General features: G+C 39.7%; 15 protein-coding genes. 6 read left to right on the top strand and 9 right to left on the bottom strand.

The window, feature by feature from the left end; translation table 11 throughout:
• Positions 1 to 46 precede the first annotated feature (46 nt).
• Entirely contained in the window at positions 47 to 1,828 is a 1,782-nt protein-coding gene (locus EHQ52_RS18300; protein WP_135616749.1) for an LptF/LptG family permease, read from the bottom strand.
• Positions 1,825 to 3,174 carry a tRNA (N6-isopentenyl adenosine(37)-C2)-methylthiotransferase MiaB gene (gene miaB / locus EHQ52_RS18295; protein WP_135616747.1) on the bottom strand — a complete coding sequence of 450 codons (1,350 nt, stop codon included), beginning with the start codon at positions 3,172 to 3,174 and terminating at the stop codon, positions 1,825 to 1,827. Before miaB ends, EHQ52_RS18300 begins: the two co-directional genes overlap by 4 nt.
• A gap of 113 nt (positions 3,175 to 3,287) precedes the next feature.
• Here miaB and EHQ52_RS18290 point away from each other — a divergent pair, with 113 nt between their 5' ends.
• Both EHQ52_RS18290 and EHQ52_RS18285 read left to right on the top strand, forming a co-directional pair.
• Positions 3,288 to 3,932 carry a molecular chaperone DnaJ gene (locus tag EHQ52_RS18290; RefSeq protein ID WP_135616745.1) on the top strand — a complete coding sequence of 215 codons (645 nt, stop codon included), beginning with the start codon at positions 3,288 to 3,290 and terminating at the stop codon, positions 3,930 to 3,932.
• A complete protein-coding gene (locus EHQ52_RS18285) occupies positions 3,904 to 4,545 on the top strand; it encodes a hypothetical protein (protein ID WP_135616744.1) in 642 nt (213 codons plus the stop codon). The genes EHQ52_RS18290 and EHQ52_RS18285 overlap by 29 nt, the downstream gene beginning before the upstream one ends.
• Positions 4,546 to 4,609: 64 nt before the next feature.
• Here EHQ52_RS18285 and EHQ52_RS18280 read toward each other — a convergent pair whose 3' ends face one another.
• From EHQ52_RS18280 to ribH, 5 genes are read right to left on the bottom strand one after another with little or no spacing between them, the layout of a single operon-like run.
• Positions 4,610 to 5,215, bottom strand: coding sequence for a hypothetical protein (locus EHQ52_RS18280; protein WP_244244956.1), 606 nt, complete (start codon positions 5,213 to 5,215; stop codon positions 4,610 to 4,612).
• 1 nt (position 5,216) lies between these two features.
• Complete coding sequence (locus EHQ52_RS18275; RefSeq protein WP_208653540.1) at positions 5,217 to 6,533, bottom strand: HEAT repeat domain-containing protein; 1,317 nt, start codon at positions 6,531 to 6,533, stop codon at positions 5,217 to 5,219.
• Positions 6,534 to 6,553: 20 nt separating this feature from the next.
• Positions 6,554 to 8,626, bottom strand: coding sequence for a tetratricopeptide repeat protein (locus tag EHQ52_RS18270; RefSeq protein WP_167492235.1), 2,073 nt, complete (start codon positions 8,624 to 8,626; stop codon positions 6,554 to 6,556).
• The gene (gene nusB, locus EHQ52_RS18265) at positions 8,574 to 9,038 is read right to left on the bottom strand and encodes a transcription antitermination factor NusB (protein WP_135616740.1); all 465 of its coding nucleotides are present in this window, start codon (positions 9,036 to 9,038) and stop codon (positions 8,574 to 8,576) included. The genes EHQ52_RS18270 and nusB overlap by 53 nt, the downstream gene beginning before the upstream one ends.
• A 3-nt stretch (positions 9,039 to 9,041) precedes the next feature.
• On the bottom strand, positions 9,042 to 9,503 hold the full coding sequence (gene ribH, locus EHQ52_RS18260; protein ID WP_135616738.1) for a 6,7-dimethyl-8-ribityllumazine synthase: 462 nt from the start codon (positions 9,501 to 9,503) through the stop codon (positions 9,042 to 9,044).
• 47 nt (positions 9,504 to 9,550) lie between these two features.
• Between ribH and EHQ52_RS18255 the strand changes: the two genes are divergently transcribed.
• Positions 9,551 to 10,354 carry a tetratricopeptide repeat protein gene (locus EHQ52_RS18255; RefSeq protein ID WP_135616736.1) on the top strand — a complete coding sequence of 268 codons (804 nt, stop codon included), beginning with the start codon at positions 9,551 to 9,553 and terminating at the stop codon, positions 10,352 to 10,354.
• A gap of 122 nt (positions 10,355 to 10,476) precedes the next feature.
• The gene (locus tag EHQ52_RS18250) at positions 10,477 to 10,863 is read left to right on the top strand and encodes a GxxExxY protein (RefSeq protein ID WP_135616734.1); all 387 of its coding nucleotides are present in this window, start codon (positions 10,477 to 10,479) and stop codon (positions 10,861 to 10,863) included.
• A gap of 38 nt (positions 10,864 to 10,901) precedes the next feature.
• Here the strand turns inward: EHQ52_RS18250 and EHQ52_RS20140 are convergent, their stop codons facing one another.
• Entirely contained in the window at positions 10,902 to 11,069 is a 168-nt protein-coding gene (locus EHQ52_RS20140) for a hypothetical protein (RefSeq protein ID WP_167373742.1), read from the bottom strand.
• A gap of 76 nt (positions 11,070 to 11,145) precedes the next feature.
• On the opposite strand from EHQ52_RS20140, the gene EHQ52_RS18245 reads away from it, so the two are divergent.
• Complete coding sequence (locus tag EHQ52_RS18245) at positions 11,146 to 11,724, top strand: hypothetical protein (RefSeq protein WP_135616732.1); 579 nt, start codon at positions 11,146 to 11,148, stop codon at positions 11,722 to 11,724.
• Positions 11,718 to 13,052: a peptidoglycan recognition protein family protein gene (locus EHQ52_RS18240; RefSeq protein ID WP_135616730.1), complete on the top strand. Its 1,335-nt coding sequence runs from the start codon at positions 11,718 to 11,720 to the stop codon at positions 13,050 to 13,052. Before EHQ52_RS18245 ends, EHQ52_RS18240 begins: the two co-directional genes overlap by 7 nt.
• Here the strand turns inward: EHQ52_RS18240 and EHQ52_RS18235 are convergent.
• Positions 13,033 to 14,253: a helix-turn-helix domain-containing protein gene (locus tag EHQ52_RS18235; RefSeq protein WP_135616728.1), complete on the bottom strand. Its 1,221-nt coding sequence runs from the start codon at positions 14,251 to 14,253 to the stop codon at positions 13,033 to 13,035. The genes EHQ52_RS18240 and EHQ52_RS18235 overlap by 20 nt on opposite strands.
• Positions 14,254 to 14,365: the final 112 nt, after the last annotated feature.

Below are 14,365 nucleotides of genomic sequence, written 5' to 3'. Positions count from 1 at the left end.
TAAATAAGACGTCGAAAGCCGATCCCGTCCTTCTAAAAAACGGAAATCAGTATCGATTTTCTCGATTTCTCCATAAGGATAATTTTTTGAGTCCCTCTGTCAATTTTGTTTTTAGGGAGGAAAGGGGTCCTTCTATCCGGGCAAAAACGCGGGCAACGGGGGAAAAGAACTTAGCTAAGATCTGAAAGAAATTTACTAAAGCTGGCGGAAAACGCATATCGGTTCGTTTTAACATAACAACTGAACCAATGATCGCGATCGCAATGTTCCCACTCCAAGGTCCGAGCCAAACCGGGAACTTGGAATTTTCTGAAATATTCGATCCGAATGTAAAAAGTGCCCAATACACGATGATCAATACCACTGCCATTGTAAAACTCATCCCTTTGCCGGAACGTTTTACTACGAGACCTAAAGGTAAGGAAACTAAGGAAAAAATAATGCAGGAAACAGGGATCGCGTATCTTCTTTGGATCTCCACATCAAATTGAGAGACTCTCTTTTTAGCTTCTTTTAATAAAGTAGTCAGCTGAAGAACAATAGCAACACTCTGGGATTTCTGAGCATCCGAGATTTTCGGGTCACTCATGATCCCTGGCAATTCAAATTGTAAACGTAGAACTCTATCTTTTAAATTTTCCGATCCGTCCGATTGGATTCCCAACTCTTGCAAAATTTCAAGTCCAGGGATTTTTTCCAATCTTCCCGCTTTGATATTATTTCTGATATCAATCAAGGTAAGAAGAGTGAATGAACCCGGATCCACGTTGATGACTAAACTTTTTTTCTCTTCCGTTTTCGGAATATTATAATCCATCTCCCCTTTTCGAAGATCTCCAACCGAGAATTGTTGTTTAGCTTTGTCCCATTCTAAGATCCAAGCTTCTTTCAACCGAATGGATTTTTCGAATTCACCATCAGGCCCCTTCTTCTCAACTAGAGTTCCTTTTTTCGCGGAAATGATCTGTGTAATATAAGATTCTCCTAATTGAACAGGACGATTCGCAGCCCCCATAGAAAGAAGAAAAGGATCTTGATTTTGTGGAATAAAGACAGTCCATTCGCGGATCTGAACTCCTGAAAGTTCTCCCGTTTTTGCGTTCACTCCTTCCGTATACATCGCAATCGCTTTTTCGGAGCCTATATTCTGCACTTGGTCCCCAGCAAACTGTCCAGGAGTTAAAGCAAGAAGAGGATTATAAGCCAAAACCCATTTATTGAACTCTGTCATTTTTCGGGTATTGATAGGAGAAAGGTAGAAGCATAGGTATGCAACTAGAGCGGCTAAGAATACACCGAAGCCCACAAACACTACATAAATACGGGAAAATCCAATTCCAGCAGAACGTATCGCAGTGATCTCTGAATCTCCAGAAAGTCTTCCTGCTGCCATAACACCACTCATCAAACAAGCAAGAGGCGCAGTTGTAGGAAGAATATTTCCCAATAGATATCCGAAGTAATCCAGAAGTCGGAAAGGATCCACACCCTTCCCCACAAAAAGACCGATCATACTCTTGAGTGCGATGGCCATATAGATACTTGTGAAAAATAAAAGTGCTACTAAGAAAGAAGGAACAATTTCGGAGAGAATATAACGGTCCAAGATAGGAAGCCATCTCCAAAACTTCTCTCTATCAGTATGAACAAAAAAACCTGGAGGAAGGTCTGAAACATTATGCACCCTTACGGAGCGTAAGTCTTTTCCTTCTGCTACTTTTCCGGCGGCTTCTGTTCCAAAACCTGTGGTATCAGTCCGATGTGTTGCTTCGGATTTTTTTTTCTTTGGAGAGGAATCGCCTCCCGAAGTACGGGAGATCTTCTTCACTCTATCACCTCTCCTTTGAGAGTTGCGCTAGTTGCAAAATTGATCTTAACAGAAACCGTTTTTCCGATCAGAGAATCTACATCAACATTCTCCGGTAATTTGAAAACAGTCATTCTTCCACAAGGAGTACGACCACAAGCTTCCTTGGAAGATTTTTTAGAAGCACCTTCTACCAAGATCGGAAATACTTTGCCTATCCTTGCTTTGTTTTGCTCCGCAGAAATAGAAGTCTGAAGATCCACGAGCTTTGTAAGACGTTCTCCTTTTACTTCTTCAGGCACATCGTCAGGATATCTTTTTTGAGCGATTGTGCCCTCTCTCTCAGAATACTTGAACATGAATGCCATGTCGAAGCCAACTTTGCGGACCATGTCCAAAGTATCTTCGAATTGCTCTTCTGTTTCTCCCGGGAAACCTACTATAATATCTGTTGTAAGTCCAACATTTGGAACGATCGTTTTGATTTGATCCACTACTTCCAAAAATTCTTCTTTGGAATACGTTCTTTTCATATTCTCAAGTACATCGGTATTTCCAGACTGTAATGGAAGATGAATATTAGGACAGAATCTAGGATTTTCAGCCATCAGTTCCAAAAGATGCATTGGAAAATCTTTAGGGTGAGGAGAAGTAAAACGAATTCTTTCTATATCAGTTTCTTCTAATAGAAGTCGAACAAGCCCAGCAAAGTCCACGCCTTCTGACTTATAAGAGTTCACATTCTGCCCAAGCAAAGTAAGCTGTTTTACACCTTGCGCAACAAGGTCACGAGTTTCTCTTACGATAGAATGAGGATCTCTACTTCTCTCTCTTCCTCTTGTATAAGGAACCACGCAGAATGTGCAGAAATTATTGCAGCCCCTCATGATCGTAACGAATGCCTGGATACCATTTACGACCCTAGGCTCTATCTCATCATAAGTTTCAATTTTAGAAAGACGTGTTAAAGAAACAGGTTGTTTATCGGAACGAATTGTTTGGATCAATTCAGGAAGAGTTCTGTAATTATCAGGGCCAACAACCAAATCCAAAGGAAGTTCCTGATGAAAAAGATCATCACCCAGATTCTGGGCCATACATCCAAGAACTCCAATCACCAAGTCCGGATTTCTTTTTTTCAGATATCCAAGACCTTGGAGCCGCGCATAAATTTTTGCATGAGCATTTTCACGGATTGCGCATGTATTTAAGAAAATAACGTCAGAAAGTTCCGGATCGGAAACTGTCTCAAACTGAGCGCCTTGCATCAAACTGGACACGATACCAGAATCGTATTCGTTCATCTGGCAGCCATAGGTCTCTATATAAACCTTACCGGCCTTTTTTTCTACTTCAAGCACGCTCATAGGTCCAGTTTTGGAGAAGTAAAGAGCCTGTCAACCCGCTCGAAACCTTAAAAAAAAGTTTCCTTTCCTGCCAGGATAGGATCATAATCAGAATTCTTCTAAAGACGTATAAGATGAATCGATCCGGAGCTGGACTTAGTCGTAAAATTGACTATTATGTATTATTGGATCTTTCCAGAGATGCCTCTCCTCGAGCTGTGGAAGAAGCTTTTCATCGATATGTACAGAATCTCCAAGAACATTCTTGGGTGCCTTGGAAAGACTCAGAATTGAGAGAAGGAGCAGAGGCATATTATCATCTATCAGATCCCACCAGACGAAAACGTTATGATTCTTCCTTAGATTATGAATTGGTGCTTCCAGATCCTGAAGGGGTGCCGGAAGAATTCGAAGAATATTTCGAAGTTCAAAAAATTTCCACCCCAACGGAATATGAGAGACTATACAAACAATTCCTAATGTTAAAATACGAAAGGGAAGATAAACTTTGGATCTTCAGAGCAACAGTATATTTTATATTAGCATGCTTCTCTGCCTTAGTACTTTCTTCTCTAGTTTTTGTAGTATTTCAGAAAAACGGCTGGCTCTCTACAAGCACAGACCTTTTCTATCGTAGATGGGGACTCTTGTTTTCCTGTACGTTTATGGGAACAACCTATACACTGTTCCGTGTATTCTATCTGGAAAGAGTGATCTCAGTAAGAGAGAAAAAAAGAGAAATAGAGCAGAATGAAGAAGTCACGGACATCGGACCCTAAAGCCTTAACAGAAGACGAAATTCAATATTACTATTCACTTCTTCAAGAAGAAGTCACAGAATATAATTGTGGAAGTTTATGTGCTCCTTCCAACGGTGGGATCCCTGTTTGTTGCCAAGCAGATAATGCACTCCCTGCATTGTACAAAGCAGAATACGAAATGTTATCCAAAAGAACAGACTTATGGAAAGCATATGTTCCAATGACCAGGGAAGAAAAAAAAGAATTCGCAGTATACGATCATAGGAAAATTACATTTTGTGAATGCAAAGGAGCGGCTCATTGCGAAAGAGAGAATCGTTCCATCAGCTGCAGGACTTTTCCATTAGAGCCCTATTTAGATACGAGAGGAGTTTTAGTGGGACTTGTATTCATGCAAGAATTCCAAACTAAATGTCCTTTAACTTCCAGAGCGAAAGATGTAAGACAAGAATTCATAGATAACCATTTTCTATTCTGGGAAAAACTTTTATTCAGAGTTGAATCAGAATACGAAGTTTATACTGATTCAAGCAAAGCGTATCGCAGAAAAAGAAAACGTACTGGAGTTGAATTTCCGATTCTTTACCCTAGCCATCTAAAAGGGAAAGAATATCTAAAGCAGTATATTTGATCTGGTCGATGTCGGAATTCCAACGCAGTCTCAATAATCAAACAGGAATCTAAAAGTAAAAAGTTCATAACCAAGGATCTGAACCTCCAACCCATTCGACCCTTTTTGAAAACAGGATTCTGGAAATGCAGCTAGTACTTTTTTTGGTTTCTTCTTCATAAGAATTTTTGTGTTTCAATTTTGTTGGAGAAGAAGAAGGTTTAGAATTTTCGAATTTGTATTTCGTGATCTGATTTTTACCATCTCTTCCTCCGCCTTCCTCTACGGGGAAAAAATAATAAGTATAAGGAAATTCTATCTTATCCCTTCCCTCGCATTCCCCTAAACGGATCCCAACTTCTCCCAACATATCCACAGGGCGATAAATATTATTAGGACGGATATCTATCAAAAACACTCGTTTTCCTTTCGGGTCCCAACCCAGATCCGACTCTAACAGACTTTCTTTAGATTTAGATACAGTAGTATTATTATTAGGATCTTCTAATATGTTTTTTAAAATTTGGCCCCTGACTTCCCAAACTCGAACATCATAAGCGACTCTTTCTCTACTTGATCGCTCCGCTCTTCCTTCTTTTTTATCCCATGAAGTTTCCGGCAAATATTTACGTTCCAAAGTGGTTTTACAGGAAAAAGTGAATAAAATTAAAAGAAGAAGGAAAACTCGCATTTCACTTAGATACTTTAATAGAAATGATCTCTCGGACCGCTTTTTCCATTTCAGATTTCACTTCTGGAGTTTTTTCAATTACATAAGAATCGAATAATGCAGGTAAACATTCTGGATCTCCAATGATCCGAACAGTATCGATGGCTTGTAAACGAAGAGGAAGATATTCTTTTTTATTATTAGAAGCAAAAGAGATAAGTGCTGGAACAGAAGTTTTGTCTTTCAATTCTCCGAGTGCCTTTAAGAGAGAAAGTTTGACTTCGTTTACTTTTTCTTTTTCAAAAATACGTTTGAGCTCGCTCGTTCCAGGATTGAATCCTAATTTTCCCATCACTTCTGCAGCGCGAGAACGAAGACCAGGATCCTTATCCACGTCCAAAATAGTAAGTAATCCCTGCCCGCCTCCGTGAGCTCCAAGATCCAAAAGTAGATCGATCAATCTGGCTTTTAATCCAGGAATAGTTTCTTTTACTAGTTGTTCAGAAACTGATTTAGCTCCTTGTTTATCATTCAGATAAAATAATGCCTCAGTGCAGATCTTTCTGAGATCAGGGTTTGGCTCTGTGATCCCTTTATAAAAAAGAGATATATACTGCCTACTTTTTCTGTTCTTCAGGATCTCTAAACCATGAAGACGAACATCTTCATCTGGGTCTGCCGCAGCCATTCGAGGAATATTCCCGCGGTTATCTGGAATATTATTCTTATTTAATACTGTAAAAAATCTTCGGCGAAGAGCAGGAATATCGTCAGTGGCAAATTTGTTAATCAGGTTTTGAACTCTTTCGTCTTTGATCCAGATAGCAGATTCTAAAAAATATTCTCTATAGACTGGATTAGTCGAAACAGCAAGATCCAATACGTGAGGCATTGCCCTGTCATCCTTGATCCCTTGCACATATCGATAAGAAGATTGTCTCACTTCAAAATCTGTATGAGTGAGTCCTGCAATCACTGCATAGATCAGCCTTTTTTCTTTTTTGCGATCTGCAAGTTCTAAGATCCTAGTTTGTATCTCTGTATTACGCGTGGTTTTAAAAACTGTGTCGAGTTCGTTTGCCCAATATGGAGCAAGAGAATCCAGATCTTCTAACTCAGAAAATAATGCTAAGGAAGCGAAGATACTATCTTCTCTCGCGTCAGGCTCTGAAATAATTTTGGGAAGTTCCTTAATCAAGTCCAAACGATTTTTGGATTTGATCTCGGAGATAGCTCTGGCTTGAGATCTTCCTTTAGAAAGAACAGATTCCTTAAAAGGATCCTTTTGTTCTTCGGCAAAAATGCTTTCGCCAAAAGTAAAAGTGAAGAATAGAACCAGACAAAAGAATGGAATTCTTTTCAGAAAAGACCGTCCCTCTTGGAGGAATCCTCCAATGCGGCCGTCGCGGCACGCTTATTATCGTAAGCTTCCGTATTGGATGGATCTAAGTCTATTGCATTTTGGAAAGAACGAACTGCCTTTTTATATTCCCCGTTCTTATAAAATGCAACTCCCAGATAATTATATGCAGTGGATGCGGTCTTAGGTTTAACTTCTGATTTTACGATCGCAGTCAATTCTTCGATCGCTTTCTCTCTATCCAAAACAGAGTTGGAATCCAATAGGATTTTGGAAAGAACTAAGCGGCCTTCATAATCTTCAGGATCCATATGAGCAGAACGGTATGCTTCGTCTTTGGCCTTGTTTTTTAGATCAGGATCTTTGGATTTATTGTATAGAAGTGCGAGTTTCTTATGAGCCTGTTTGATCTCATTCGAATTTCTGGATCTATTCAACACTTGTAGTAAGATCTTTTCTGCGCTGGAAGATTCTCCTGTGCCCATATATGCTTCTGCAAGTTTCAAGGCTACTTTGTAGTAATCTTCTTTTTGTTTAAAGAGCGCAGAATATTCTTCTATCGCTTCTCTATAAAATTTATTTTCGAGATAATAATCGCCCAATGCTTCCTTAGGTTTGATATCATCCGGATCTAAATAAGATGCCTTACGGAAATTTTCAATTGCCTGAGTTCCATTCCCGGTATGTTTATAAACAAGGCCTAAATTATAATATGCTTTTGCATTTTTAGGATTTAGATCCAAGACACGATTCAGATATGTGATCGCTTCTCCATATCTTTCCATTTGGTCTAGGACCACGCCTAAGTTTAATAATGCAGTTTCTGTAAAACTATCACCAGGTGTGGAGTCCACAATCCTTCTGTAAGTTTCTTCTGCAGCGAGAAGGTCCCCTTTATTATAATATGTTTCTGCGAGTTGGAATAATAGATCCAAATTGTTTGGGTTATATTTTAAACCTTTTTGGAGTGCATTGATAGATTGCTCTCCTTGATTTAATTGTTCGAAACCTTCCGCAATGGATCTAAATAATTCTGGGTCATTAGAACCAGCTTGATTGGCAAGTTCCAGATATTTTACGGACTCTTCTAATTTACCGTTCTTCTTCAAAACGATAGAAAGATTATACAATGCTTTTGCATCGTTAGGAGTTATGGTTGCCGCTTCTCTAAAATAATGTTCTGCGGAAACATAATCCCCTCTATTATAGGAAATATTTCCCAAATAAGAACTGGAAAGTGCAGCGAGTTTTCCACCTCTCGCCCTCATCACCACAAGTTTGAAATTTTCTTCAGCTTGCGGGATCTCACCTTTTTTAAAATAACTTAATGCAAGGTTATAGGTTAGATAAGGATCATCCGGAGAAGAAGAAAGTCCCTGCTTATACGCATCTATAGCAGCGTCCGGATCATTGATCTCGTTGAAAAGATTTCCAGCCATTAGAGCAATACGCGGATCATTAGGCGCAATCTCTCTCGCTTTTAGAGCTGTACTTCTGGCTGCAGAATTTTGCCCACTATGAGCATAAGCTAAAGTTAAATTATAATAAGCGTATACGTTATTTCCATCCAGAGTGATCGCCTTCTGCAATGAATCTATTGCCTGAGGAAATCTTCCATCCTCATCATAGATCACTCCGAGCACAGTCAAAGCCAGGGACTTCTCCTGACTTGTAGCTGGACCTGTCAAAAACTCAGTACAATAATCGAATGATTGTTTTCTATAATTCTGTTTATATAAAGTAACACATTTTGTCAGAAGTGGATTGTTCGTGCCTTCGGGAAGATAAGGTCTTTGTAATTCTTGGGCAAGACTTCCCTTAGGCATCAAAGGAGATTTGCCATCTGCAACTCCATTTGCTCCGAAGCCGGCCCTGCCTTCTCTGAAAAAAGAATACCAAATCGCAAGGCCGATCAAAAGAAGGAGGGAGGCAGCTAAGGCTCCCCAAGCAAATGTTGTCGGATTATAATGACGTCTGGGACGAAACTCTTCCGGTTCGTCTCCGTAATAATAAGACGGTTTAGGTTCTTCCGTCTCCAGGAAGATTCGGTTCTTGCGGATCGGGTTTTCCATGTCGGTTCGTCTCGTACTGAAGGATGGAATCCAAGATCCCGTTAATAAAAGGGACCGAATTTTCGCTTTCAAATTCCTTAGTCAACTCGACAGCTTCGTCGATGGTGACCCTGGGTGGAATTTCTTTGGAATGCAATATCCCGTAAATGGACAAACGTAGAATACATTTGTTCACCGGGGAAATTCTAGCAAAATCCCAATTCCTCGAGTATTTCTTGATGAGAGTATCGATTGTTTCCGCGTTTTTCACAACACCATTTATGATAGAAATGGCAAAATCCCTTTCTTCTGTTTCTATCTTTTTATCGTACCAACGGAACTTTAGGACCTCCGACAATGCGGAATTCACCAGTTCCAACTGGTACAATGCCATTAATGCGATTTCGCGGGACTTCCTTCTGGAAGAAGACATAGATTAGAGAAGCTTGAGCAGATTTGTCATTTCCACCGCAGTCAAAGCAGCCTCGTAGCCCTTATTGCCTGCTTTGGTGCCTGCTCTTTCGATGGCTTGCTCAATTGTATCTGTGGTCAAAACTCCAAAAATCACAGGCACAGAATGTTGCACTCCGATAGAACCTACTTTTGCAGATTCTCCCGCAACAAAATCAAAATGAGCAGTAGCTCCTCGGATCACGGCGCCTAAACAAATGATGGAATCGTATTTTTTACTTTGTGCAGCCTTAGAGACCACGATCGGAAGTTCGTATGCTCCCGGGATCCTTACTACAGTGATATCTTTATCTTCGACTCCTGTCATATGGAGTCCGTCAAGTGAACCTTTCAAAAGGCTTTCGACTATGAATTCGTTAAAACGGGAGACAACAATACAATGTTTTTGTCCCTTTCCGTCCAGCTTGGCTTTCAATTCTTGAGGCATCTGTTTCCTGGTTGCTTCTTATATCGAGAAAACACAAGTTACCCTGAGTGGCAACCGGAAAAGAAGCTTCCAAATCCAAATTCTGCATATTCCTGATCCTATTAGGAGTCCAGGTTTTCACCCTTTCTTCCTGTGAGACCATCCGATCTTTCTGGAAACCAAAAGATGCATTTATAAAAAGTCTAGATCTACCTGATTGGGTCCTAGATTCCTCTATCAAGCTTCGAATATTCAATGATTCTCCCAATGTGATCAATCCGGAAGACGCAATGCCGGAAGATGATATCGCTTCTTACGGAAACCAACTCAGAGTATTACTAGCGGTTTCGCCTGCAGCCATGAGAGATATATACGAGATGGCAGGTTGTTTGGATGGAAGCGACCTAATCAAAGTCCGCGGAAACAAAATGACCGATAGCGGAGAAGATATCTGGTTCGGAGTATGCAAGAGCGGAGCCCAAGACGCAATCGTATTCAGAGTATTAGAGATGGGAAACAACCAACTCTATTATTTATATGAAGAAGAGCTGATCAAAACCTGGGATGAATCCAAGAAGAACGCAAAAACAAATCCAGATAAATCGATGAGGCTCGCTACAAAGATCATAGAACATGAGCCTGCTCATCCAGGCGCCAGAAGATTACTCGGAAGTTTATATTTAAAGAACGGATATTGTCCGGGAGCGGTTCGCAATTATAGGATCTATCTACGCATACTTCCCCACTCTGCTGAAAAATCTAAAATAGATTCACTGATCAAAAAAAGCTGCGGGGAAACTTTGGTCCCTAAAAAACCAGAACCAAAAGAATTTTCAGACGACCTTCCTACGATAGAAGAATCTGCACCTTAGAGACGCAGAGGATTTAGGAGTCGCTGAATTTTTAGCACGCAGAGACCGCAGAGGTCACGGAGTTTTTGGGAAAAATTACAATCGAAAGATGCATCTGAAGACCTGTACTTTCCGGGATTCTCATGAAAGATCTAAAAATCGATGAAATCACAGAGATAGTTATAGGCGCCGCCTTAAAAATTCATAAAGATATAGGGCCAGGTTTATTCGAATCTGTTTATGAATTCATTCTGGAGAAAGAGCTACAAAAGCAAAATCTACATGTAAATCGACAGAAGAATATCACATTCCAGTATGGAGATATTGTTTTAAAGAATGCCTTTCGAGTAGATTTGCTGGTAGAAAATCTGATTATCGTAGAAGTAAAGTCAGTCGAGAAGCTACTTCCAATTCATAGCAAGCAAACACTAACTTATCTGCGCCTTATGAAACTGCAATGTGGATTACTAATTAATTTTAATGAAAATTTATTAAAAAACGGAATTACTCGATTAGTGAATGGATACTAATCCTCTCTGCGTCCTCCGCGAGCTCCGTGTGAAATTTTCTAGTCTTTTACTCTAAGCACGAGAGTGATCTTGCCGTCTGCTTTTTCCACTACTTCGAAACCTTCTTCCCTTAGAGTTTTTTTGATCCGATAAAAGCCAAGGTTCACGACTTTAGGTGGGTCGGATTTGCGGGAAGAAGAAGGAAAATGTTTCGCAGAAGCATCCATCACTATTTAGTTTCGGCTTCGAGAAGGTCCGTCTTGACCTTGACAGAAAGAAAACCTTTTCCTAAATGAGAAAGAGATGAGGCGATTTCTTGCTCTCGTATTCTTTTTAATCGTATTAGCCTTAGGGGCTTGTGCCTTCTATTTTCAGGAATGGTTCGATTCTCCCGGATTCCGTTGGGTCATTTCCAAATTTTCCTTTTGGGTATTCCTATCTGTCCTGATACTTTCCGGCTTGGCAATGTTGCGGATTTTCAGCCGAGCCAAAAAGGCGATACACTCCCAAAGACAGGCCATCGAAAAACATTTAAGTGGAATTTTAGAGGAATTAGTCCAGGACTCCCAAGCATTAAGCGAATTCCTAAAGATAGATCTTCCTCAAATGGAAGAACGTATCAAGGTTTCCAGAGATAAACTTCCTAAAGAAATTTATTCTTCTTATACTGCAAACTGGACCAAGATTAGAACAGATGCAGAAGCTTCACTCAGAGATCTGGAAACACTTCCCTTAGAGCCAGATATTGGAGAAGAAAAAAATCGTGCGGTCCCGGAATATAAGTATCTTCTAAATAAACATACTAAAGCAAAATCCATTTTGGAAAGAGTTAGATCAGACCTTTCTCTATTAAAAGAAAAACTAACGGAGAAAGGATGTTGAGAACTGTCCTTCTATCACTCACTGCATGTATTATATCTAGTTGTTCTTCCCTTCCGGAGACAAACTTTTCTATTGCGGAAGCTGCTTCTCCTATTTATCCGATCTCTCAATTATTGCCTAAGGATAAAAGCCTAGCTTCGCTCTCCACTCTTCGCAAAAAAATAAAAGTAAGCGGAATATTACTCCATCATACCAAGGGACTTTCCGCCGAAGACTATATTACAAAAAGTGCAAATTCCGGATGGTTAGTACATTACATCGTAGATAAAAAAGGTAAGATATATGGGATAGAAGATCCCGGAATATCTCTTATCAAGGCTGCACCAAAAACAGATGCAAGTATGATCCATATTTCTTGGGAAGGAGATAAGGAAGATATACTCAAACGTCCTCTCCAGAAAAAATCCTTACTATACGCGATCGCAAAAACCTCTCAGGAATTCGGAATACCGGTTACAAACTTCGATGTTGGCAGTCGTTCCGGAATATTTACACATAGCCAGGCCAAAAAGAAATTCGGCGGCTTCTTAAATGGAAGTGATTGCGGGAATGAGAACGTTCTAAAAGCACTTCTGGAAGAATTAAAAGGTTCTTACTTCCCCGAGATGGAATGGAAGGATAGATATGGAGAATGGGTCCTTCGAAAAGAAAAACCATTTGTAGGGCAAAACGGAGAAGTCAAAGAACCAAGCTACGATAAAGGTAGATCTGTCACTCCTACTCCTAAAGCAGAGCTGGAGACCATAGAAAAAACCGCAGACGGACTTCTTCCTGAAGAAAAAAGACTTAGATACAATTATAGAGGTGCTATCACCGCTGATTGTGTTGTCTTACATTTCACTGCGATCAACGATTATGATGGGACTCTAAGAGTATTAGAAAAACGGAATTTAGCAGCCACATTCCTTGCTGATAAGGACGGAAAAATCTATCAATTGTTGGATTCTCCACTTCATATGGCTGCGGCCGCCACAGGCACAAACCGAAATTGTTTCCAAATAGAGATCGTAGGCAAGGATACTGAGATGTTACTTGCAAATCCTGCTCAGATCACCGCGGTTTCAAAACTTGTTTATGAACTTTGCCAAAAATACCAAATCCCTTTGAATAACGAAAGAGTGGAATCTCTAAAAGGTGTATTCTCCCATACTCAGGCAAAGAAAAAATGGGGAGGCTCTATCTTCCTGGATGCACAGGACTTTGATCCAGGCGAACCATATATGAAAAAAATAATAGAGACTCTAGGCGGGACTTATTATTCAGAGAAAGATTGGTATGATAGAAATGGAGAAGAATGGATCCTTCTCTTTACCGATTTTCAGCCTTGATCGGGCGATTTTTCACAGAAATTCGATCTGAATCACCAAGTTCCACCATACCACCTAGTCCTTTTCCCAAAGGAGGAACTCCTGTGCGGGCAGTATGCATTTTTTGTTTTTCAGGAAATTCCGATTTCTTCTGACGAAGTTGTGTAGGAGTTTTTCCTGTTACTTTTCGGAATGCATCATTAAAAGAGGATTTAGAATTGAATCCTACAAAATAACAGATGGAAAGAATGTCCTGGTCTAACTTTTCTTCCAGAAGTTTGACCGCTTCTTCTATCCTAAATCCGTTGATATAATTATGAAATCCGGTTTGTAGATGTTCATTTAAAAATTCAGTCAACTGATATGGTTTGATCCCCAAGTCTTCTGATAAAGAATGAAGAGTAAGCTCAGGATCTCGATACAGTTTATCTTCTCTCATTAATTCTTGGATCCTAAGTTCTAATAAGTTCAGATCCAAACCGATCAAAAGAGATTTTTCATACTTCTTCTTTCGAACTTCTCTAGTTAAAGGAGCAAAAAAGTCCGGATATCTAGAAGGAGCCAAGAATAGAAGTGTCACTATCCCAGTCACAAGAAGTCCACCCACTCTAAACAAAATATCCAGGCCGAACATGAAACCGAATACCAAGGAATACATTGCAAATACTGTAATGGTCGCCAAAATAAAAATGAATCTTATTTGTGATTTTAACTCTGGAATAGAGATTACAGTTAATAACATTCTATATCTAAATCCGAAGTAAGCAGTAGTAAGCGCAGTTGTTAGAAAAAATCCCCAAGAAAGATAATGTTTATATCTAACATTTCTAAAGTCTCCCAGATCGGAGATGATAGAATCCCAAGGCCTTCCGAAAAAAAGTAACTCACCTAATAAAAAAAGACCAGGCACAAGAAAGTGAAGTCGTATGTCCCTGTACAAAGTTTGGTTAGGGTATATCAAAGAATGTGTATATAGTAAAGATAAGGGTCCAATAGCCGAAAAAGAAGTGAGTAATAAGAAGATTGCATGTGGGTAAGTCCTGTCTATTTCCAAGACCACATTCGCAACTGTGAATAGTATGATCCCCAACGAAAGAAACAGAAGTGCTCCAATCCTGTCTTCTCTGCGTTTTATAGGTGGAATTAACTTTTGGACCACCAATAAAAAGGAAAGGCCACTTCCGAAGTAGAATAAAGGAGTCACCACTTCGGGATTTAACATAGGCGGTATATTAAGAAAATAGATAGGCTTGTCAAGTGTTCTCATTCGAAACAAGCTATAGAACGATTTGAGATCCAATAAAATAAGTAGGAAATATTTATTTCGAACACTT

It is taken from the genome of Leptospira koniambonensis (assembly GCF_004769555.1).
GTDB lineage: Bacteria > Spirochaetota > Leptospiria > Leptospirales > Leptospiraceae > Leptospira_B > Leptospira_B koniambonensis.
Note: the sequence above shows the minus strand (reverse complement) of the source record. Positions and strands in the feature narration are given on the sequence as shown.